Genomic DNA, 21226 nt, shown 5'->3' on the forward strand with positions numbered 1-21226 from the left:
GATCGGCATCGGGCATGACGATGCCGTGGTTCTTGGCGCCGCCCATCGCCTGGACACGCTTCCCCGCCGCGACGCCGCGGCGATAGACGTAGTGCGCGATGTCGGACGAGCCGACGAAGCTGACCGCGCTGATCGCGGGATGGTCGAGGATCGCGTCGACCATCTCCTTGTCGCCGTGGACGACCTGCAGGATACCCTCGGGCAGCCCGGCCTCGCGGAACAGTTCGGCCAGGCGCACCGGCACCGACGGGTCGCGCTCGCTGGGCTTCAGGATAAAGGCGTTGCCGGTCGCGATCGCGACGCCGCTCATCCACAGCGGGATCATCGCCGGGAAGTTGAACGGCGTGATGCCCGCACCGATCCCGAGCGGCTGGCGCATCGAATAGACGTCGATGCCCGGACCCGCGCCCTGCGTATACTCGCCCTTGAGCACATGCGGGATGCCGCAGCAGAATTCGATCACCTCCAGCCCGCGCTGGACGTCGCCCCTCGAGTCCGCGATCACCTTGCCGTGCTCGGACGAGAGCAGGTGCGCCAGCTCGTCCATGTTCGCCTCGACCAGTTCCTTGAAGCGGAACATGACGCGCGCGCGGCGCTGCGGGTTGGTCGCCGCCCAGGCGGGCTGCGCGGCCTGCGCGGCAGCGACCGCGCGGTCGAGGTCCGCCTGCGTGCCGAGAGTCACGCTCGCCTGCACCTTCCCCGTGTTTGGGTCGTACACGTCCCCGGTGCGTCCCGCATCCCCGCCGCCCGAGTGGCCGACGATATGGTGGTCGATGAACCGCATTGCCGCTCTCCTGATTTCTTGATCGACCGTCTGCGCCTCGCCCGCGTTGCAGGCAACCCGCAATTCTGCAACGTTCGCCTGCAATGACGCAGCCGATACCCTGGGGCGACCTGCAGGACTTCCTCGCCATCGCGCGCGCAGGACAGATCGCGCGTGCGGCGGCGCAGGTCGGCGTCGACGCGACCACGATCGGGCGTCGCTTGCGCCGGCTGGAGGCGCGGCTGGGCGCGACCCTGTTCGAGCAGACGCGCGAGGGACAGGTGCTGACCGAGGCGGGCGAGCGGTTGCTCGCGCAGGTCGAGACGATGCAGCGCGCGTCCGAGCGGATCGGGGACCGCATCGGCGACGCGGGCGACGGCGACCGCGAGACGCTGTCGGGGCTGCTGCGCGTCAGCGTGTCCGAAGGGTTCGGCACCTGGCTGGTCGCCGAGCACCTGCACGATTTCGCGCGCCGCCACCCCGCGCTGACGATCGACCTGGTGGCGAGTTCGGGTTTCCTGTCGCCGTCGAAGCGCGAGGCCGATGTCGCGGTGCTGCTCGAACGCCCGAGCGCGGGGCCGGTGGTCGCGAGCAAGCTCGCCGACTATACGCTGCGCCTGTACGCCAGCCGCGACTATCTCGACCGACACGGTACGCCGACGCGCGACACGATCGCGGCCGAGCACCGGCTGATCGGCTACATCCCCGACCTGCTCTACTCGCCCGAGCTGCGCTACCTGCGCGAGATCGACGCGGGGTTGTCGCCTGCTTTGCGCAGTTCGAGCATCAACGCGCAAGCGCGGCTGATCGCGAGCGGCGCGGGGCTGGGCGTGCTGCCGCACTTCATCGGCGGCCAAGACCCCGCGCTCGTGCGCGTCATGCCCGAGGTCGAGATCGCGCGCGCCTTCTGGCTCGTCACGCACCGCGACACGCGGCAGTTGCGGCGCGTGCGCGCGTTCCGCGCGTGGCTGGTCGAGCTCGTCACGCGCCACCGCGCGCAGCTGGTGGGCGACTGATCACATTCCCGGATAGCGCTCCTGTAGCGCGCGGACGACGCCGTTGGTCCAGCCGAAGCCGTCCTGCGTCGGATACTCGCCGCCGCCGCCCGCGCGGCTCTGCTCGACGTCGTACTTCTCCAGCAGCTTGCCCGAGGCGCGATACTCGCGCTCGACCGCCGAGACGAAGCGCAGCGCAATCGCCGCCGCCAGGTCGCCGCGGTCGTAGCGCGTCAGCCCCTCGACCGCGATCCACTGCAGCGGCGCCCAACCGTTGGGCTTGTCCCACTGCTGCCCCGTCGCGACCGTCGTGGTGCGCAGGCCGTTGGCGGCGAGCAGCAGCCGCTCGGTCGCCTGCGCCACACGCGCGGCGTGTTCCTTCGACGCGAGCCCGGTGAACAGCGGGTAGAGCGTCGCCGCGGTCACCCCGCCGCGCACTGCCTTGCGCGCGCTGTCATAGTCGCCGTAGCGACCGCCCGCCTCGTCCCACAACCAGCGCTCCACCGCGTTGCGCCGCGTCGTCGCGCGATCGGTGAAGCTGCCCGCGCAAGCGGTGTCTCCTGCGTCGGCGCAACCGGTCGCGATCGCCTGCTCCAGCCCGAAGAGCAGGCTGTTGAGGTCGGCCGGAACGATCCGCGTCGTGTCGATCGTGGCGAGCGTCTGCCCGTCGGCGAGCCAGCGCGAGGAATAATCCCAGCCGCTCTCCGCACCCGCGCGCAAGTCACGGTACACCTCCGCTGCCGGTCGCCCGCTCGCGCGCGCGGTCTCGACGTCCTCGAGGTACGATTCGTCGCGCGGGGTGCTGCGCGCGTCCCAGTAATGCTGGAGCGTCGTGCCGTCGGGCATGGTCGCCGTGTGCTCAGGTGCGGTCCAGTACGCCCACTCGCGCTTGAGCGCGGCGAGCCGGCGCGCCTTCACGGCTGCGTCGCTGGCGGGCGACAGCGCCATCATCGCGTACAGGAACGGCGGTTGCGAGCGGCTGAGATAGTAAGTCCGCGTACCGTTGGGGACGTGGCCGTAGCGCTCCACCAGCGCGACGAAATCGTCGATCATGCTGTCAACCAGCGCGCCCTCGCCGTCGGCCTTCAGCCCCAGCATCGTGAAATAGCTGTCCCAATAGTACATCTCGCGAAAGCGCCCGCCCGGCACCACGTAGCGCCGCGGCAGCGCGAGCGCGGACGATCCCGCGGGCGGGTCGAGCGGCGGACGTGTCAGCACCGGCCATAGCCGCCGAATATGCTCCGCCATCGCGACGTTCCTGCCACCGGTCGCGGGCACCGGCGCCGCGGCGTCGCCGGGCACGTCGAAATTGGCGAGCACGAACGCGCGCAGGGCGGCGTCGTCCATCGCACCGGCCGCGCGCCAGTCCTGCATGATCGCCGCCGCCGCGCGCCTGGGCACCGCGTCAACGAAGGTCTTGCCGTCGGGAAAGATGCGCCGCATCTGCACCGCCACGAACAGATCGCCGTACAGGTCGGCGGGCGTCTGCACGCCGGCGGGGTCGACCGCGGCGACCGGCGGCAGCGGGGTCGTGCCCGCGCATCCGGCGAGCGTCAGCAGCGCGGCGGCGAGCGCGAGGGGCCAGCGGCGGGCGGAGAAGGGGTGTGCGGCGAACGGGCGGGTGGCGGTCATGCCGCTTCTCACCACATCACGCGCCCCGCCGACAACCGCTTGTCGCGCGGGCGGCCGACCCATAGACGTTCGCGCGATTGTTTCAGGGGTTACCTCACATCATGCGCTTCGCCATCACCGCCGCCCTGCTGCTCGCCTGCTCCGCGAGCGCCTTTGGACAGGCGCTGCCGCCGCCCGTCCCGCTCGCCGGCGACAGCGCGGAGGACGCGAAGCTCAAGCGCTTGTTCTACGACAGTGACGAGGCGAGCCTGAAGCGCAACCCAATCGGCGCGATCTACCGCGGCGACCTGCGCTACGCCGACCGGCTGGGCGACCCGCTGTCCGACGCGTCGATCGCGGCCGAGCGCGCCGCGAACGAGCAGGACTTGGCCGCCTTGAAGCGGATCGACCGCGCCAAGCTGACCCACGTCGACCAGATCGCCTATGACGTGTTCAAGTACCAGACCGAGGTGGCGCTGCGCGGGCTCCAGCCCGACCTGGTCGCGCTGACGATCGTGCGGCCGCTCGACCATTTCTACGGCTTCCAGGCCTTCTACCCCGACTTCGCCTCGGGCCAGGGGGCGGCGCCGTTCAAGACGCTGGCGGATTACGAGAACAACCTGAAGCGCAACGCGCAGTACGCGCGGATCATGGACGAGGCGATTCAGCGCTTCCGCGAGGGCATGAAGGCGGGGATCGTCCAGCCCAAGCTGGTCGTGCGCAACATGGTCGAGCAGTTCGACAATCTGCTGAAACAGGGCGTCGAGGGATCGACCTTCTACGGTCCGGTCAAGACCTTCCCCGCCGGCATCTCGGCCGCGGACCAGGCGCGGCTGCGCGCCGCCTATGCCGCCCAGATCCGCGAAGTCATCAACCCCGCGCACCGGCGGATGCGCGACTTCCTGGAGACCGAATACCTTCTGGTCGCGCGCGACAGCGTCGGGCTGTCGGCGATGCCGGGGGGCGCGAAGCTGTACGATTACCTGATCGAGTCGAACACGACGCTACCGCTCAAGGCGGAGGCGGTGCACCAGCTCGGCCTCAACGAAGTCGCGCGTATCCTGCGCGAAATGGAGGCGCAGAAGCAGAAGGTCGGGTTCAAGGGCACGCTGCCGGAGTTCTTCACCTTCCTGCGCACCGACAAAAGGTTTCAGCCGACCTCGGCCGAGCAGCTGCGGCTCGGCTACGAGGCGATCGGGCGGCGCGTGAACCAGCGCATCGGCGAGCAATTCTCGCTGATCCCCGAGACCAAGCTGGAGATCCGCCCCGTCCCCGCCTTCCGCGAGAAGACCGACGCCGGGGGCTCGTACAACGGCGGGACGCCCGACGGGTCGCGGCCGGGCGTGTTCTACTACAACACCTACGACCTGCCCTCGCGCTACATGTGGGAGATGGAGACGCTGTACCTGCACGAGGCGGTGCCGGGGCATCACTTCCAGATCAGCCTGGCGCAGGAGAACGAGGCGCTGCCCGCGTTCATGCGCTTCGGCGGCAACACCGCTTATGCCGAGGGCTGGGCGCTCTACGCCGAGACGTTGTGGAACGAGCTGGGCATGGAGACCGACCCGTATCAGCGGATGGGCGGGCTGAACGACGAGATGCTGCGCGCGATGCGGCTGGTGGTCGACACCGGCATCCACGCCAAGGGTTGGACCCGCGACCAGTCGATCGAGTACATGCTCGCCAACTCGCCGATGGCGCGCACGGATGCTACCGCCGAGGTCGAGCGCTACATCGCGATTCCGGGGCAGGCACTGGCGTACAAGCTCGGGCAGCTGACGATCTCGCGGTTGAAGGCGTCGAGCAAGGCGACGCTGGGCGCGCGCTTCGACCCGCGCACGTTCCACGCGCAGGTGCTGGACACGGGCGCGCTGCCGATGCCGGTACTGGAGCGCAAGATCGACGCCTGGGCGAAGGGCGCGAAGTAACCGGCGCGGGCGGAAGGTCACGCCAAGGTGAGGCCTACGCGCGGCGTGGCGGCGCGGAAGGTGAGGCTAAGGTGTGGCCAACGCGCGGCGTGGTTGGCGCGGAAGGTCACGCTAAGGTGAGGCCAATGCGTGGCGTGGCTCACTTCGGCTCGTCACCCCGGACTTGATCCGGGGTCCCGCTTCTCGGGCGGGTGGGAGAAGGCAGCGGGATTCCGGATCAAGTCCGGGATGACGGTGGTGGAGATCGGTTGGCGACCGCTACGGCTGAGGGTCGGAGCTTCGCGCGGTGCGGCCGTCACACGGCTGGGTGCGGCTGTAGGTGTGCGGCGATGTGAAAGAGCTTGGGTGGGCGACTTATCGCGTGGTCGGGTTGTAGGACATGGGGTTGTTGCGGGGCTGGCGGTTCGCTCTGCGAGGCTTCAGCCCCTCTCCCAACCCTCTCCCCAATCGGGAGAGGGCTTTGGTGCGTTAGCCCTCTCCCCCTTGGGGAGAGGGTTGGGTGAGGGGTTGGGCCGGGCGGTGCGCTCTGTGAGACACGGGCCCCTCACCCCGGCCCTCTCCCCGGCGGGGAGAGGGAGCTTCCGTCACCCCAACCCTCTCACCATCGGGGAGAGGGAGTTTTCGTCACTCCACCGTCTGCTCGATCGTGCCGAAGATCGGGTGGTGGCGGTCGTCCTCGGCCCAGATGCGGACGGTGTCGCCGCGCTTGAGGAAGGGGGTGGTCGGCTTGCCCGCGGCGATCGTCTCAACGGTGCGGACTTCGGCCAGGCAGGAGTAGCCGACGCCGCCGTCCGCGATCGGCTTGCCCGGCCCGCCGTCGGCGTCGCGGTTGGAGACGGTGCCCGAGCCGACGATCGTGCCCGCGCCCAGCCGCCGCGTCTTGGCCGCGTGCGCCAACAGCGTGCCGAAGTCGAACGTCATGTCCTCGCCGGCTTGCGCCCGGCCGAACGGCTGGCCGTTCAGGTCGACGCACAGGCGGCGGTGGAGCTTGCCGCCCTGCCACCAGTCGCCGAGCGCGTCCGGCGTCACGAACACGGGCGAGAAGGCGCTGGCGGGTTTGGACTGAAAAAAGCCGAACCCCTTGGCGAGCTCGCCGGGGATGAGGTTGCGCAAGGACACGTCGTTGGTGAGCCCGACGAGGCGGACCGCGGCCAGCGCCTCGTCACGCGTCGCCCCCAAGGCGACGTCGCCGGTCACCACCACCACCTCGGCCTCCAGGTCGCAGCCCCAGCTCTCGTCGGCGAGCGGGATCGCGTCGCGCGGACCCAGGAACCCGTCCGAGCCGCCCTGGTACATCAGCGGATCGTGCCAGAACGTCTCGGGCATCTCCGCCCCGCGCGCCTGCCGCACCAGCGCGACGTGGTTGACGTAGGCGGAGCCGTCCGCCCACTGATAGGCGCGCGGCAGCGGCGCGGCGGCGTCGTGCTCGTGGAAGCGTTCGCGCGGGATCGCCTGATGCTCCAGGTCGGTGGCGAGCAGTTCGAGCTGCGGCGCGACGCGGTCCCAGTCATCGAGCGCGGCCTGCAGCGTCGGGCACAGATGCGCGGCATCGGCGTACCAGGCGAGATCGTTCGACACGACGACGAGGTGTCCGTCGCGACCGCTCTTCAGGCTGGCGAGTTTCATGTGGCTGCTCTCCTTTGCCCCCAATTGTAGTCGAGCAGACGGCCGGACGCCAAGCCGCCAGATACGCGCGCCTGCCGCCCGCGCGGCATTGCGGCGCCCGGCACGATCCGGCAACGAGGGCGCGGGCGCGCGACCGCGCCGCGCGGGGGTGAGCAGGCGTGACCAACCGGTTATATTACGGCGACAATCTGACCGTGCTGCGCGACCATGTCGCGAGCGAGAGCGTCGACCTCGTCTATCTCGACCCGCCGTTCAACTCGAACGCCAATTACAACATCCTGTTCAGGTCGCCGACCGGCACGCAGTCGGACGCGCAGATCGAGGCGTTCGAGGACACCTGCACTGGAACGACCGCGCCGAGGACGCCTTCGACCAGGTCGCGCGCAGCGGAAATACCAAGGCGTTCGACCTGCTGAACGCGATGCGCGGGTTCCTGGGCGAGAACGACATGATGGCGTATCTCAGCATGATGGCGATCCGCCTGATCGAGCTGCACCGCGTGCTGAAGCCGACCGGCAGCCTGTACCTCCACTGCGACCCTACCGCGAGCCATTACCTCAAGCTGCTGCTGGATGCGATTCTCGGGGCAGATAGGTATCGCAACGAAATAATCTGGAAGAGAACAACAGCACACTCAGACACGAAGGGTCGCTTCAGTCACGAGACAGATACGATCTACTTCTACTCAAAGGGCAGCGTTCTCACCTGGAATGAGCAACATGGCGATCATTCTCAAAGCTATATTGATAGCCACTACCGACACGTTGATGAACTTGGGCGTCGATATCGACACGATAACATCATCCGCTCAGCCAGCATGGGACCTCGGCCTAACCTTGTCTATGAGTTTGAAGGTTTCACGCCGCCATACGGATGGCGGATGGTGCGCGAAAAGGTAGCGGCTCTACACGAAGCTAAACGGCTACATTGGTCCCGTTCAGGAACGCCCTACCTGATTCGCTATCTCGACGAACAGAAGGGGGAGATCATCGGCAATCTTTGGGATGACATACCGCCTGTAAATTCCCAGGCTCAAGAACGCCTCGGCTACCCGACCCAGAAGCCCCTCGCCCTCCTAGAACGCATCATCGCCGCTTCATCCAACGAGGGCGACGTGGTGCTCGACCCGTTCTGCGGCTGCGGGACCGCGGTGCATGCCGCGCAGAAGCTCGGTCGGCAGTGGATCGGGATCGACGTGACCCACCTCGCGATCAGCCTGATCGAGAAACGGATGCGCGCCGCCTTTCCCGGCATCGACTTCACCGTCGAGGGCACGCCCAAGGACCTCGCCTCGGCCGAGGACCTGGCCGCGCGCGACAAATACCAGTTCCAATGGTGGGCGGTCAGCATGGTCGACGCGATGCCGTTCGGCGGCAAGAAGAAGGGCGCGGACGGCGGCGTCGACGGCATCATCTACTTCAAGCTGGACGGCAAGAAGACAGAGAAGGCGATCGTCTCCGTGAAGGGCGGCGACAACGTCAGCGTGGCGATGATCCGCGACCTGCATTCCGCGATGAAGCGCGAAAAGGCGCCGATGGGCGTGTTCATCACCAAGGCGCTGCCGACCAAGCCGATGGAGCGCGAGGCGGCGGCGGTGGGCGTGGTCCACTCGCCCGCGACCGGCCGCAGCTACCCGCGGTTGCAGATCGTCACGCTGGCCGAACTGTTCGCAGGGAAGCGCCCCGACATCCCGTTCGTCGACCCAGGTGCCGCGTTCAAGCGCGCCGCGCGCGAGGACAGCGCGCGGCAGGGCAGCCTGTTGTAACGCCCGCGACGGCCGCCATAACAAAAGTTACTTGACCCGGCCCGGGCGGCTGGCGACACTCGTACGGGAGAACATCCACGCGAGAGGACGCCCCTATGACACTCGACACCGTCGCCGGCCGGCAGGCCTATACCGAGGATCACGAGGCGTTCCGCCAGACGGTGCGCAGCTTTCTGGCGAAGGAAGGGCAACCCTTCGCCGACCAGTGGAACAAGGACCGGCTGGTGCCCAAGTCGTTCTGGCGGCAGGCGGGCGAGGTCGGGATGCTGTGCCCGACGGTGCCCGAGGCGTACGGCGGGCTGGGGCTGGATTTCGGCTACAACGCGATCGTCGACGAGGAGATGGCGTACGCGGGGGTCCCCGCGGGCTTCTCGCTCCAGTCGGACATCGTCGCGGGCTATATCGAGCATTACGGCAGCGAGGAGCAGAAGGCGCAGTGGCTGCCCAAGATGGTGTCGGGCGAGGTGGTGACCGCGATCGCGATGACCGAGCCGGGGACGGGCAGCGACCTGCAATCGATCCGCACGTCGGCGAAGAAGGACGGCAACCACTACGTCATCAACGGGTCGAAGACCTACATCACCAACGGGCAGAACACCGACCTGACGCTGGTGGTCGCCAAGACCGACCCCGACGCGCAGCCGGCGTACAAGGGCATGTCGATCATCCTGGTCGAGAGCGACCGCGACGGCTTTCGCAAGGGGCGCAAGCTCGACAAGATCGGGCAGGACGCCGCCGACACGTCCGAACTGTTCTTCGACGACGTGCGCGTGCCGATCACCAACTGCCTGGGCGAGGAGGGCAAGGGCTTCATCTACCTGATGAGCCAGTTGCCGCAGGAGCGGCTGTCGATCGCGGTATCGGTGCAGGCGACCGCGCAGAAGGCGTTCGACGAGACGGTCGCCTTCACCAAGGATCGCCGCGCGTTCAAGGGCACGGTGTTCGATTTCCAGAACACCAAGTTCGTGCTCGCCGATTTGAAGGCGAAGCTGCAGGTCGGCTGGGCGCACCTCGACTGGTGCATCAAGCGGCACCTGGCCGGCGAGCTGACCAACGAGGAGGGTGCGGCGGCCAAGCTGTTCCACACCGAGCTGGAATGGGAGGTGATGGACAAGTGCCTCCAGCTCCACGGCGGCGCGGGCTACATGAACGAATATCCGATCGCGCGCGCGTGGCGCGCGGCGCGCGTCAGCCGCATTTACGGCGGCACCAACGAGATCATGAAGGAAGTGATCGCGCGGAAGCTGTGACATAGATTCCCGTCATCCCGAACTTGATCCGGGAACCCGCTTCTTCTCGGCCGCACCGGTAAAGAAAGCGGGACCCCGGATCGGGTCCGGGGTGACGTAGGAGAGACTAGGCCGCCGCGTCGGCGCGCAGTTCCTCGACGAAGCGGTCGGTCGACTGGCGCAGCCGGCTGGCGTGCGCGGACAGGCTGGCGGCGGCGGTGCGAACGGTCGCGGAGAGCGTCTCGGCCGCGGTCGCGGCGCTCGCCACCACCGCGATCTGCTGCTCGACGTAATCGGCGCCGCGCGCGGCGTCGCAGGCGGTGCGCTCGATCTGCGCGGCGGCGGCGCGCTGCGTGTCGACCGCCTCGCGGATGTCGTTCGCCGCGACCGTCACCTGACGGACCATATTGGAGGCGACGTCGAGGTCGCCCGCCGCCGCGCTGACGCCCTGCTCGATCCCCGCGATCAGGTCCGCGATCTTCAGCGTCGCGTGCGCGGTGCCCGCGGCGAGCTGCTTCACCTCGCCCGCGACCACCGCGAAGCCGCGCCCCGCCTCGCCTGCGCGCACCGCCTCGATCGTGGCGTTGAGCGCGAGCAGGTTGGTCTGCGCGGCGATGCCGCCGATCTGTTCCACGAAGCCGCCGATGTCGCCGGTCCGCTCGGCGAGTTGGCGCACCGCCTGGTCGCTCGACGCCGCGCTGTCGCGCGCGGCGCGGGTCAGGTTGCGCTGCTCCTCGGCGTGGCGCGCGACGGTCTCCATCGACCCCGACAGGTCGCGCACCGCCGCGGCGACGTCCTGCGCCGCCGACGACGCCTGCACCGCGCCCGCGACCACCTCCGTCGCCTGCTGGCCTGCATCGGCCGCGAGTTCGTTGAGCGACACCGCCGAGCTGACCAGCTGCACCGATGCCTCGTCCAGCGCGACCGCGACGCCCGCCACCGTGTGCTCGAACGCGCCGGCGAGCGACAGCAGCGCGGTGCGGCGATCGTCCGCCAGCCGCCGCTCCGCCTCCTCGCGGCGCGCACGCTCGCGCGCGGAACTGTCCTCCGCGGCGCGCGCGGCGGCGAGCGCGTCCACCGCGCGCGCGGCCGCGGCGGCGGCCTCGGCGGACAGCTGCTCGCTGTGCAGGCGCGCGCGCTCCTGCTCGTGGCGCGCGGTGTCCTGCGCCAGGATCAGCCGGCGCAGCTGCTGCGTGATATAGATCAGCGCGCCGGCTTGCAGCACCACCGCGACCGCGTGAAACGCGACGCGGCCGAGATTGCCCGAGCCGGCGAACACCCAGTCGGGCACCAGCGCCTCGAACAACAAATGGTGCACCGCAATCAGCGCGGAGGCGAGCGCGATCGGGCGCCAGTCGCACAACAGGCTGAGCGCGGCGAGCGCCACGAAGAAGTACATGTGCGCGTCCATCTGCCAGCCGTGGCCGCGCAGCATGTAGACGAACACTGCGGGCATGATCGCGGCCTCGACCCCGACCGTCAGCCGCGCGGCGCGGTCGAACCGGCGCTGCACCGCCACGCGCGTCGGCAGCACCAGCGTCAGCGCCGCGACCAGCAGCGCCGCGGACACGCCGCTGCCGCCCAGCAGGCGGTCGCCGATCGCGATCAGGGGCAGGCACAGCCAGCTCGCGATCACCAGGTTGCGCACGCCCCGCCGGCGCAGGTCGTCGAGCACGACCGAGCGCGCGGGTGAGACCGTCATATCCCTGCTCACGCGCGCACCGTTCCGCACAGCACGCCGGGCGCGGCGGTGACCAGGATACCGTGGCGCAGCAGTGCGAGCAGGTCGCGCGGACCGGTCGCGCGCACCACGATCGAGCCGAGCGGGCCGCGCCCGAGCAGCGCCGACCCGTCCGCGCGCGCCGCCTGCACCGGGGCGGCAGCGGCGGTCAGCGGCACGAACAGCAGGTCGCCGCGCTCCGGCGGCGCCATCGCCAACGCGACCAGCGCGACCACGCCCCCCGCGAGCTGGAGACAGGGAGCGAGGTATCGGCGCGCGCGTAACATGGGGTCCGCCGTAGCGTGCGGAGGGTTACCGCGAGGTTTAACATACGTCAGGAATTAACGTCCGGCGGATCGTTTGCGCGTAGGTTGCGTAAATCAGCGGGCGCGCGTGCCCGCGTTTCAGCAGGAGATGTCGCATGATCGAGCAGGCTGGCCGGGACCCCTATCCGTTCGCGGTCGGGCGCGTCGCGTTCGCTTTGGGGTTCGCGGGGCTGCTGCCGCAGGTCGGCGCAGTGGTGCTGGCGGGGCTGGGGATCGGCGACGGCGCGCTGATCGCGCTCGCCTACGGTGCGCTGATCCTCAGTTTCCTCGGCGGCATGTGGTGGGGGCTGGCGATGTTTCGGCGCGCGGGCCAGTCGATACTGGTGGCGCTCGCGGTGGTGCCGAGCCTGGTGGCGGGCGCGATCCTGGCGCTCGCCGCGGTGCGCCTGCCGATCGGGCTGGTCGCGATGGGTTGCGCGATCCTGCTCACGCTGCCGGTCGATCGCTGGCTGGTCGCGCGCGGCGCGGCGCCGGCCAATTGGATGCGGTTGCGCGTGCCCTTGTCGATCGGGCTGGGCGCGCTGACGATCGCCGCGGGCGCGCTCGCGGGCTGATCAGTCCGCCAGCAGCACGCCGACCTTGGCCGCGAGCGTGTCCATCGAGAACGGCTTGGTCACCAGCGCCATGTGCGGCGCGAGCTGCCCGTTGCCGATCACCGCATTCTCCGCGTAGCCGGTGATGAACAGCACCTTGAGGTCGGGCAGCAGCGCGACCGCCGCGTCGGCGACCTGGCGACCGTTCATCTGCCCCGGCAGCCCGACATCGGTGACGAGCAGGTCGGGCGTCACCCCCGAGCCGAGCAGGCGCAGCGCGCCCGCGCCGTCGCCCGCCTCCAGCACGGTATAGCCCTGCTCGACCAGCACCTCGCTCACCAGCATGCGGATCGTCGGCTCGTCGTCGACGACCATCACCGTGCGCTGCCCGGTAACCGGCGCTGCGGCGAGCGCGTCGGCGGCCTTGCCCCCGTCCGCCTCCTCGCCGGCATAGTGGCGCGGCAGGTAGATGCACACGGTGGTGCCGTCGCCGACCTCGCTGTAGATCCGCACCTGACCGCCCGATTGCCGCGCGAAGCCGTAGATCATCGACAACCCCAGCCCGGTCCCCTCGCCCAGCGGCTTGGTGGTGAAGAAGGGGTCGAAGGCGCGCGCCTGCACCTCGGGGGTCATCCCCTCGCCCGTGTCGGTGACGCACAGCGCGAGATACTGGCCGGGCGCCAGGTCGCGCTCGCGCGCGATCCGCTCGTCGATCCACTTGTTCGCGGTCTCGATCGTGATCCGCCCGCCGTCGGGCATCGCGTCGCGCGCGTTGATGCACAGGTTGAGCAGCGCATTCTCGAGCTGGTTGGGATCGACCAGCGCGGGCCACAGCCCGGCGGCGCCCACCACCTCCAGCTCGACCGCGGGGCCGACCGTGCGGCGCACCAGTTCCTCCATGCCAGCGATCAACCGGTTGACGTCGGTCGGCTTGGGATCGAGCGTCTGGCGGCGCGAGAAGGCGAGCAGGCGGTGGGTCAGCGCCGCCGCGCGCCGGGTCGCCCCCTGCGCCGCGGTGACGTAGCGGTCGAGCTCGCCCGCGCGCCCCTGTTCGACGCGCAGGTTGATCATTTCCAGCGCACCCGAGATGCCGGTCAGCAGATTGTTGAAATCGTGCGCCAGCCCGCCGGTCAGCTGGCCGACCGCCTCCATCTTGTGCGCCTGGCGCAATTGCTCCTCGGCGCGCATCAGCTCGGCGGTGCGCGCATCGACCTCGTCCTCCAGCCGCGCGTTGAGCACGGCGAGCTCGTGCTCGACGCGGCGACGCTCCACCGCGTCGCGCACGCGCTCGGCGACGTCGCGCACGAACGCCACGTCCTCGTCGCTCCACGCGCGCGGCGTCGCGTTGTTGAGGTACAGCAAGGCGACGAACCCGCCCTGCTCGGTCACCGGCATGTTGATGAACGACATGGCGGACAGTTCGCGCAGGCCCTCGGCCGTGTCGCGGGTGCGCGGATCGTCCCGCACGTCGGCGATCGCCACCGTCACGCCCGCCTTCAGATCGTCGATGTAGCTGCCGTAGTCGCGGAAATGCAGCCTGCGTGGCAGCGGCATGATCCCGCTCGCGCAATAGGCGCGCTCGGTGGTGATCGTCTCCTCGCGCGGGTCGACGGTGCCGTAACCCGCGCGACTGACGTCGAGCGTGCGCCCGAGCACCTCCGCCGCGGCGAGCGCCAGGTCGCCCGCGTCGCCGCCCGCGCGCAGGCGGTCGTTGATCTCGACGGTGGCGGCGAGGCGCAGTTCGTTGCGCTTCCTGGCGTCGATGTCGTAGCTGACACCCGGAAAGGCGACGACCACGCCCGCCGCGTCGCGCTCGACCCGCCCCTGCGCCACCAGCCAGCGGACGGACCCTTCGGCGTCGATGACGCGATATTCCTCCTCGAACGCCTCGCCGGTCGCCATCGTATGCGCGATCGCGGCCTGCACCCGCGGCAGGTCGTCGGTGTGGATACCGCCGAAGAAGGTCGCGATCGGCGCGCCCTCCGCTGCGAGCGCCGGCGACACGCCGTACAGGGTCGCGAACGATGCGTCCGAGGTGATCCGATCGGCGCGCACGTCCCAGTGCCAGCGGCCGATGCTGAGCGCGTCGTCACGGATGGGTAACGGTGGTGACAGGTCGGTCATGGTCGGAAACGACTACTCAAACAGGTAACGACGATAGGTAGAGGTGGCTGAACACGTGCTGACCGGGGGAGTTCACCGGCGACCTTGACTTTTTGCGGTGCAGCAGTCACATCGCGGGGTATCGAGGCGTTTGCAGCGTGATCGATCCCGCGAGGGATCCGGCTCCGCCTCGGTCGATCATCGACCGACCTCCCATGTCACGCGGGGTGTCTCTTCCTACCCCCGCCCCCATCGCGTCATCTGCGCGGCGGGGGTTCGATTATTTGGGACCATATTCATGTCATTCGCACATCTCGGCTTGGCCGAGCCGCTCGTCCGCGCGATCGAGGCCAAGGGCTATTCCGAGCCGACGCCGATCCAGCGCGACAGCATCCCCACGCTGCTGGAAGGCCGCGACCTGCTCGGCATCGCGCAGACCGGCACCGGCAAGACCGCGGCGTTCGTGCTGCCCTCGATCCAGCGGCTCGTCGCCGCCGACAAGCGCGTGCTGCCGACGCACGTCCGCATGCTCGTCCTCGCGCCGACGCGCGAGCTTGCCAGCCAGATCGCGGACAGCGCGCGCGGCTACGGCGCCTTCTCCAAGATGTCGGTCGCGACCGTGTTCGGCGGCACCAGCATAAACAAGAACCGGCAGGACGTGGCGCGCGGCGTCGACATCCTGGTCGCGACGCCCGGCCGCCTGATCGACTGCGTCGAGCAGGGCTATATTAACCTGTCGATGATCGAGATCCTGGTGCTCGACGAGGCCGACCAGATGCTCGACCTGGGCTTCATCCACGCGCTCAAGAAGATCGTCCGCATGGTGCCGCGCAAGCGCCAGACCTTGTTCTTCTCCGCCACCATGCCGGTCGCGATCCGCGACCTGGCGGCGCAGTTCCTGACCGATCCCGCCACCGTGTCGATCAAGCCCGCGGCGACCACCGCCGAGCGCGTCGACCAGAGCGTGATCTTCTGCAACCAGGCCGAGAAGCAGGCGCTGCTGACGATCATGCTGCGCGAGACGAAGATCGACCGCGCGCTCGTCTTCACCCGCACCAAGCACGGCGCCGACCGCGTGGTGAAGCTGCTGGCGGGCAACGGCATCGCGGCGAGCGCGATTCACGGCAACAAGAGCCAGCCGCAGCGCGAGCGCGCGCTCGCCCTGTTCAAGTCGGGCGAGGTACCGATCCTCGTCGCGACCGACATCGCGGCGCGCGGCATCGACGTGTCGGGGGTCAGCCACGTGTTCAACTTCGAGCTGCCCAACGTGCCCGAGCAATACGTCCACCGCATCGGCCGCACCGCGCGCGCGGGTGCGAGCGGCGAGGCGATCGCCTTCTGCGCCGATGACGAGAAGCCGTACCTGAAGGACATCGAGAAGGTCACGCGCCAGAAGATCCCCGTCGTCGGCCTGCCCGAGGACTTCCTCAAGCGCGCCGAGCAGCTGAAGGCCGAGCGCGTGAAGGCGATCGGCGCCGACCCCGCGCCGCGCGTCGACCGGCAGCGCGGTCCCGCGCGGCCTAAGGCGTCGCACAACCCGCGCCCCGCGCACGGTTCGCGCCAGCACGAGCCGCAGCCGCTGGGTAGCCGCGGCGGCTCCTCCGCGCGCGGCGGCGGCCAGGGCGGCGGCAGCCAGCGCCAGGGCGGCCAGGGTGCGAGCGGCGGCAACGGCGGCGCGGGTGCCGCGACCGGCGGGCGCAACTACGCCAACGCCAGCCGTCGCGGCGGTGGTGGCGGGCGTCGCGGTGGCGGCGGTGGCGGCGGGCGCAGCTTCGCCTGATCCGCGCGCCTGACCCGAGTGATTCACGAGGCCCGCGTCGGCCCCGCACCGCTTCGGCGCTGCGGGAGCCGCGCGGGCCTCGCCGCGTTCGGATGGGGCAAAGGAGTGTCGCTCATGGACGTATCCGTCACCCCGCTGGTCGAGCGGATCGCGCGCGTGCTCGCCGCGCAGCGCATCAGCGCCAACGGCGTCGGGCAGGAGGAGTCCGCCGCCAGGCTGGTGGACGCGCGCTGGCCCGACTACCGCGACGACGCGCTCGCGGTGCTCCACACACTCCGCGAGCCGACGGCGGCGATGGCCACGGCGGGCGACGTAGCGGCGTGGGAGCGGATGGTGCTGGTGGCGCTCGACGAGGCGAAGCCGGACTCGGTCGTCTGATCCACTGACATCCGCTGAACACAAGAGTTCAGCGCTTTATAACCCTTCGTCCGTCATCCCGGCGCAGGCCGGGATCCATTTCTCCATATCACGATCGGCCGAGCCGCTTGCAGCACGATGGATCCCGGCCTTCGCCGGGATGACGGCAATCAAGCTCGCACTCAGGATCCATCTTCGCTCCTCATGCCGCCGCACGAACACGCTGGCGCACCCGCCTCCTGCTCCCCTAGACCAATAGGATGACCGCCACCGCCGCCACCCCGCCCCGCCCGCTCGCCGGTCTCCGCGTGCTCGAACTCGCACGCATCCTGGCGGGCCCGTGGTGCGGGCAGTTGCTCGCCGATCTGGGCGCGGACGTGATCAAGGTGGAGCGGCCGGGCGAGGGCGACGACACGCGCCATTGGGGACCGCCCTTCGTCACCGCGGCGGATGGCAGCGACCTGTCGGCGGCCTATTACCACGCCTGCAACCGCGGCAAGCGCTCGGTCGCCGTCGACATCGCCAGCGCGCAAGGTCAGGCGCGGGTGCGCGCGCTGGCGGCGGGCGCGGACGTGGTGATCGAGAATTACAAGGTCGGCGGGCTCGCCAAATACGGGCTCGACGCCGCCGCGCTACGCGAGGCGAACCCGCGGCTGATCGTCTGCTCGGTGACCGGCTTCGGCCAGACCGGCCCCTACGCGCACCGCGCCGGCTACGATTTCATCATCCAGGGCATGGGCGGGATCATGTCGCTGACCGGCGAGCCGGACGGTGCGCCGCAGAAGAGCGGGGTCGCGATCGCCGACCTGTTCACCGGCGTCTATGCCGCGGTCGCGATCCTGGCGAGCTTGCGCGAGCGCGATCGGACAGGCGTGGGCGCACACCTCGACATGGCGCTGCTCGACACGCAGGTCGGCGTGCTCGGCAACCAGGCGCTCAACTGGATGGCGAGCGGCACCGTGCCGCAGCGCATGGGCAACGGCCACGTCAACCTCGCCCCGTATCAGAGCTTCCCCACGAGCGACGGCGACCTGATCGTCGCGGTCGGCAACGATCGGCAGTTCGCAAAACTGTGCGCGGTGCTCGGCACCCCCGCGCTCGCCGAGGACGTGCGGTTCGCGACCAACCCCGCGCGGGTCGAGAACCGCGCCGCGCTGCTGCCCATGATCGTCGCGGAGACGGTGAAGTGGGAGAGCGCCGCGCTGCTCGCCGCGCTGGAGATGGCGGGCGTTCCCGTCGGCCCGGTCAATCGCGTCGATCAGGTGTTCGCCGACCCGCAGGTGATCGCGCGGGGGATGCAGATCACCGTCGACGGGCTCGCCGGGCTCGCCGCGCCGATCACGATCAACGGCGCGCGCGTCGTCGCCTGCCGCGCGAGTCCGAGGCTGGGCGAGCACAGGGACGCGGATTGGGAGTAGGGTCCAGCCGTCAACCCGGACTTGATCCGGGATCCCGCTTTCTCCGCGGCGTGAGAGAAGAAGCGGGGCCCCGGATCAAGTCCGGGGCGACGAGTAAAATTTTGGGGGGCGGCTCCAACACACGATAGCCCTTCCGCGGTCGCGTCCGCGCGCGTGCGCCGCTACGACGCGCCAGTTCCTGCAGGAGTACCTATCATGATCCGCCGCATCCTCCTGCTCGGCGCCGCCCTGCCCGGCACGATCTCGCCCGCCGCGGGGCAGACCGCCGCCGCGCCCGGCGCGGACATCGTCGTCACCGGCCGCGGGCTAAGCGACCGGCCGGGCGACGCTGCCGCGGCGGTGGTGACGATCGACGCCGATCGAATCGCAACCAACGCCGCCGACCGGCTGGAGAGCGTGCTCGCCGACGTGGCGGGATTGCAGCAGTTCCGCCGCTCCGACTCGCGCTCCGCCAACCCGACCAGCCAGGGGATCAGCTTGCGCGGGATCGGCGGCAATGCGTCGAGCCGCGCGCTGCTAATCCTCGACGGCGTGCCGCAGGCGGACCCGTTCGGCGGCTGGGTGCCCTTCCCCGCCTACGCCACCGATCGGATCGGGCGCATCCGCGTGACGCGCGGCGGCGGCAGCGGCTATTTCGGCCCCGGCGCGCTCGCCGGCACGGTCGAGCTGGAGAGCGCGACGCCCGCTCAGGTGCCGCGCTACCTCGGCAGCGTCGCCTACGGCAGCCGCGACTCGCTCGACGCGCAAGGCTCGGTGACGCTCAGCAACGACCGCGGTTTCGCGACGCTGTCGGGCGCCTACGCGCGCGGCGACGGCTTCGCGCCGATCGTGGCGGAGGACCGCGGCCCTGTCGATGGCCCAGCACCCTACGAGCAGGCGTCGGGCGCGGTGCGCGGCGTGATCCGCGCCGGTGCCGACACCGAGTTGCAGGCGAACGTCAGCGCGTTCACCGACCGGCGCACGCGCGGCACCGCGTTCACCGCCAACAAGAGCGAGGGCGCCGACGCCAGCCTGCGCCTCGTCGGGCGCGGGCCTTGGGGCTATTCCGCGCTCGCTTACCTGCAGACCCGCGCCTTTGCCTCGCAGTTCGCGAGCGTCGACGCACGGCGAACTTCCGCGACGCAGACGCTCGACCAATATAACACCCCCGCGACCGGCCTGGGCGCGCGGCTGGAGCTGGTGCCGCCGCTGGGTGCAGGTGCCGACCTGCGGCTGGGTGTCGACTGGCGCGACGTGAGCGGGCGGACGCAGGAATTCTACAGCTACGCGAACGGCGTGCCGACTAGGCGGCGCGGCGCCGCGGGCAGCAGCACGACGCTGGGCGCGTTCGCCGACGCGAGCCTGGAACGGGGACCGCTGACGCTGACGCTCGGCGGGCGGGTCGATCGCTGGTGGATCGAGGACGGCCGACTGAGCGAGCGCGCGCTCGTCACCGGCACTGCGTTCACCGACGATCGCTTCGCCGACCGCGACGGCACGGAGGCGACCGGTCGCGCGGGCGCGGCCTACCGCGTCGCGGACGGCGTGACGTTGCGCGCCTCGGCCTATCGCGGCTGGCGCTTGCCGACGCTCAACGAACTCTACCGCCCGTTCCGCGTCGGCGCGGACGCGACCGCCGCCAATGCCGCGCTATCGCCCGAGCGGCTGACCGGCGTCGACGGGGGCGTGACGATCGCGCCGGCGAGCCGCGTCAGCCTCGCCGCGACGATATTCTGGAACCGACTGGACGACGCGATCAGCAACGTGACGGTCGCGCGCGGGCCGGGCAATTTCGCGGGCGTCGGCTTCGTGTCGGCGGCGGGCGTCTACCGCGTGCGCCAAAACCTCGACGCGATCCGCTCGACCGGTGTCGAGCTCGACGCCGACTGGGACGTGGTCGGACCGGTGTTCGCGCGCGCGTCGTGGAGCCACGTGTCGCCGCGCGTCGAGGCGTCGAGCGCCGCCGCCGCGCTCGACGGGCTGCGGCCGGCGCAGACGCCGCGCGATCTCGTGTCGGCGACGCTCGGCTGGCGTCAGGACGCGCTCACGGCCTCGGCGACGCTGCGCCACGCCGCGCGCCAGTTCGAGGATGACGGCAACACGCGCGCGCTGGCGCCCGCGACGACGGTGGACGGCTATCTGTCCGTCCCGCTCACGTCGGCGCTGGCGCTGGAGGCGCGCGCGGAGAACCTGTTCGACGAGCGCGTCGAGGCGGGGGTCAGCGGCGCCGACTTGGTCGAGCGCGCGACGCCGCGCACCTTGTGGATCGGGCTTCGGCTGCGCGGATCGTGGCGGTGATCGTGATTGGGGCCAAGCAACGCGCCAGATCTCGGTCCGCTTGGTCGGCGATCCAACGCCACGATGACTTGATTCACATCAACACTGTTTTGCCGCGCGTCCGTGAAACCGGCTGCTCGTCTCTCGGGTTGAGCGGGCGACATCGTGGCATCGCGCCACGATCGACCCGATTGCTGGAGAGAAAATCATGAAGATGCTGACCGGTCTCGCGATGGCGCTCGCATCCGCCGTCGCCCTCCCCGTCGCCGCGCAGACGCCCCCGCCGCCGCCCCCGCCCGAGGCAAAGACGCAGGCAATGCCCTATGTCATGGCGTCGGGGATGAGCGACCTGTACGAGATCAACTCGAGCCAGATCGCGCTGCAGAAGTCGCAGAACCCGGCGGTGAAGCGCTTCGCGTCGATGATGATTAAGGAGCATAACAAGACCACCGCCAAGACGATGGCGGCGGCGAAGAAGGCCGGGCTCACGCCGACGCCGCCGATGCTCGACACAGGGGCCACCGCCTCGATCAACGAATTGCAGGCCGCGGCACCGGGCGACTTCGACCGCATCTACCTCGCGCAGCAGCTGCCGGCGCACCAGGCTGCGCTCGACCTGCAGCAGAGCTACGCCGCGAACGGCGACCAGGCGGCGCTGCGCGCCAACGCCAAGGCCGCGGCGCCGATCGTCAAGCGCCACGTCGAGATGGTGTCCAAGCTGCAGGGCGGCAACATGGCCGGCCAGGCGATGTGATCCGCGCGCGGGGATCGGCCCGGCCGTTCCCCGCACCGCGGCGCGCGTTTGCCGCTACACGA

Annotated in this window: 17 protein-coding genes; 11 read left to right on the top strand and 6 right to left on the bottom strand. The window is 70.0% G+C overall.

All coding sequences use genetic code 11. The features are described 5' to 3' along the window. The coding region (locus ACFDS6_RS13345; RefSeq protein WP_375272596.1) for an aldehyde dehydrogenase family protein at nt 1–784 on the bottom strand (784 nt) is incomplete at its 3' end. A gap of 83 nt (nt 785–867) precedes the next feature. On the opposite strand from ACFDS6_RS13345, the gene ACFDS6_RS13350 reads away from it, so the two are divergent. Then, complete coding sequence (locus tag ACFDS6_RS13350; RefSeq protein WP_375272597.1) at nt 868–1779, top strand: LysR family transcriptional regulator; 912 nt, start codon at nt 868–870, stop codon at nt 1777–1779. Here ACFDS6_RS13350 and treF read toward each other — a convergent pair whose 3' ends face one another. After that, entirely contained in the window at nt 1780–3390 is a 1611-nt protein-coding gene (gene treF, locus ACFDS6_RS13355; RefSeq protein ID WP_375272598.1) for an alpha,alpha-trehalase TreF, read from the bottom strand. A gap of 101 nt (nt 3391–3491) precedes the next feature. On the opposite strand from treF, the gene ACFDS6_RS13360 reads away from it, so the two are divergent. Further along, nucleotides 3492–5297, top strand: a complete 1806-nt coding sequence (locus ACFDS6_RS13360) for a DUF885 family protein (RefSeq protein WP_375272599.1) — start codon at nt 3492–3494, stop codon at nt 5295–5297. Nucleotides 5298–5921: 624 nt separating this feature from the next. Here ACFDS6_RS13360 and ACFDS6_RS13365 read toward each other — a convergent pair. After that, nucleotides 5922–6923, bottom strand: coding sequence for a fumarylacetoacetate hydrolase family protein (locus ACFDS6_RS13365; protein ID WP_375272601.1), 1002 nt, complete (start codon nt 6921–6923; stop codon nt 5922–5924). Nucleotides 6924–7081: 158 nt separating this feature from the next. Between ACFDS6_RS13365 and ACFDS6_RS13370 the strand changes: the two genes are divergently transcribed. The 3 genes from ACFDS6_RS13370 (at nt 7082) to ACFDS6_RS13380 (ending at nt 9938) form a co-directional block, all read left to right on the top strand. Next, nucleotides 7082–7339 carry a hypothetical protein gene (locus ACFDS6_RS13370; protein ID WP_375272602.1) on the top strand — a complete coding sequence of 86 codons (258 nt, stop codon included), beginning with the start codon at nt 7082–7084 and terminating at the stop codon, nt 7337–7339. A 5-nt stretch (nt 7340–7344) separates the two neighbouring features. Next, entirely contained in the window at nt 7345–8688 is a 1344-nt protein-coding gene (locus tag ACFDS6_RS13375) for a DNA methyltransferase (protein ID WP_375272603.1), read from the top strand. Nucleotides 8689–8783: 95 nt separating this feature from the next. After that, complete coding sequence (locus tag ACFDS6_RS13380; protein WP_375272604.1) at nt 8784–9938, top strand: acyl-CoA dehydrogenase family protein; 1155 nt, start codon at nt 8784–8786, stop codon at nt 9936–9938. Nucleotides 9939–10044: 106 nt separating this feature from the next. Here the strand turns inward: ACFDS6_RS13380 and ACFDS6_RS13385 are convergent, their stop codons facing one another. Together ACFDS6_RS13385 and ACFDS6_RS13390 are read right to left on the bottom strand one after the other, a co-directional pair. After that, complete coding sequence (locus ACFDS6_RS13385) at nt 10045–11619, bottom strand: methyl-accepting chemotaxis protein (RefSeq protein ID WP_375272605.1); 1575 nt, start codon at nt 11617–11619, stop codon at nt 10045–10047. Nucleotides 11620–11627: 8 nt separating this feature from the next. Next, nucleotides 11628–11924, bottom strand: coding sequence for a hypothetical protein (locus ACFDS6_RS13390; protein WP_375272606.1), 297 nt, complete (start codon nt 11922–11924; stop codon nt 11628–11630). A 134-nt stretch (nt 11925–12058) separates the two neighbouring features. On the opposite strand from ACFDS6_RS13390, the gene ACFDS6_RS13395 reads away from it, so the two are divergent. After that, on the top strand, nt 12059–12517 hold the full coding sequence (locus ACFDS6_RS13395) for a DUF3429 domain-containing protein (protein WP_375272607.1): 459 nt from the start codon (nt 12059–12061) through the stop codon (nt 12515–12517). Here ACFDS6_RS13395 and ACFDS6_RS13400 read toward each other — a convergent pair whose 3' ends face one another. Beyond that, nucleotides 12518–14620 carry an ATP-binding protein gene (locus ACFDS6_RS13400; RefSeq protein ID WP_375272608.1) on the bottom strand — a complete coding sequence of 701 codons (2103 nt, stop codon included), beginning with the start codon at nt 14618–14620 and terminating at the stop codon, nt 12518–12520. Between the two features lie 277 nt (nt 14621–14897). On the opposite strand from ACFDS6_RS13400, the gene ACFDS6_RS13405 reads away from it, so the two are divergent. The 5 genes from ACFDS6_RS13405 to ACFDS6_RS13425 all read left to right on the top strand — a co-directional run bounded on the left by ACFDS6_RS13405 (nt 14898) and on the right by ACFDS6_RS13425 (nt 21164). Then, entirely contained in the window at nt 14898–16379 is a 1482-nt protein-coding gene (locus ACFDS6_RS13405; protein ID WP_375272609.1) for a DEAD/DEAH box helicase, read from the top strand. Between the two features lie 114 nt (nt 16380–16493). Beyond that, nucleotides 16494–16757, top strand: coding sequence for a hypothetical protein (locus ACFDS6_RS13410; RefSeq protein ID WP_375272610.1), 264 nt, complete (start codon nt 16494–16496; stop codon nt 16755–16757). Between the two features lie 239 nt (nt 16758–16996). Beyond that, entirely contained in the window at nt 16997–18154 is a 1158-nt protein-coding gene (locus ACFDS6_RS13415; protein ID WP_375272611.1) for a CaiB/BaiF CoA transferase family protein, read from the top strand. Between the two features lie 195 nt (nt 18155–18349). Next, complete coding sequence (locus ACFDS6_RS13420; protein ID WP_375272612.1) at nt 18350–20431, top strand: TonB-dependent receptor; 2082 nt, start codon at nt 18350–18352, stop codon at nt 20429–20431. 187 nt (nt 20432–20618) lie between these two features. Then, nucleotides 20619–21164, top strand: a complete 546-nt coding sequence (locus ACFDS6_RS13425) for a DUF4142 domain-containing protein (protein ID WP_375272613.1) — start codon at nt 20619–20621, stop codon at nt 21162–21164. Nucleotides 21165–21226: the final 62 nt, after the last annotated feature.

It is taken from the genome of Sphingomonas sp. (assembly GCF_042095875.1).
GTDB lineage: Bacteria > Pseudomonadota > Alphaproteobacteria > Sphingomonadales > Sphingomonadaceae > Sphingomonas.

What these genes read in the sequence shown, in the direction of transcription:
- ACFDS6_RS13390 (WP_375272606.1), bottom strand. Translation starts at nt 11,924, where the DNA reads ATGTTACGCGCGCGCCGATACCTCGCTCCCTGTCTCCAGCTCGCGGGG.
- ACFDS6_RS13405 (WP_375272609.1), top strand. Translation starts at nt 14,898, where the DNA reads ATGTCATTCGCACATCTCGGCTTGGCCGAGCCGCTCGTCCGCGCGATC.
- treF (WP_375272598.1), bottom strand. Translation starts at nt 3,390, where the DNA reads ATGACCGCCACCCGCCCGTTCGCCGCACACCCCTTCTCCGCCCGCCGC.
- ACFDS6_RS13415 (WP_375272611.1), top strand. Translation starts at nt 16,997, where the DNA reads ATGACCGCCACCGCCGCCACCCCGCCCCGCCCGCTCGCCGGTCTCCGC.
- ACFDS6_RS13360 (WP_375272599.1), top strand. Translation starts at nt 3,492, where the DNA reads ATGCGCTTCGCCATCACCGCCGCCCTGCTGCTCGCCTGCTCCGCGAGC.
- ACFDS6_RS13350 (WP_375272597.1), top strand. Translation starts at nt 868, where the DNA reads ATGACGCAGCCGATACCCTGGGGCGACCTGCAGGACTTCCTCGCCATC.
- ACFDS6_RS13375 (WP_375272603.1), top strand. Translation starts at nt 7,345, where the DNA reads ATGCGCGGGTTCCTGGGCGAGAACGACATGATGGCGTATCTCAGCATG.
- ACFDS6_RS13365 (WP_375272601.1), bottom strand. Translation starts at nt 6,923, where the DNA reads ATGAAACTCGCCAGCCTGAAGAGCGGTCGCGACGGACACCTCGTCGTC.
- ACFDS6_RS13395 (WP_375272607.1), top strand. Translation starts at nt 12,059, where the DNA reads ATGATCGAGCAGGCTGGCCGGGACCCCTATCCGTTCGCGGTCGGGCGC.
- ACFDS6_RS13410 (WP_375272610.1), top strand. Translation starts at nt 16,494, where the DNA reads ATGGACGTATCCGTCACCCCGCTGGTCGAGCGGATCGCGCGCGTGCTC.
- ACFDS6_RS13385 (WP_375272605.1), bottom strand. Translation starts at nt 11,619, where the DNA reads ATGACGGTCTCACCCGCGCGCTCGGTCGTGCTCGACGACCTGCGCCGG.
- ACFDS6_RS13380 (WP_375272604.1), top strand. Translation starts at nt 8,784, where the DNA reads ATGACACTCGACACCGTCGCCGGCCGGCAGGCCTATACCGAGGATCAC.
- ACFDS6_RS13420 (WP_375272612.1), top strand. Translation starts at nt 18,350, where the DNA reads ATGATCCGCCGCATCCTCCTGCTCGGCGCCGCCCTGCCCGGCACGATC.
- ACFDS6_RS13425 (WP_375272613.1), top strand. Translation starts at nt 20,619, where the DNA reads ATGAAGATGCTGACCGGTCTCGCGATGGCGCTCGCATCCGCCGTCGCC.
- ACFDS6_RS13400 (WP_375272608.1), bottom strand. Translation starts at nt 14,620, where the DNA reads ATGACCGACCTGTCACCACCGTTACCCATCCGTGACGACGCGCTCAGC.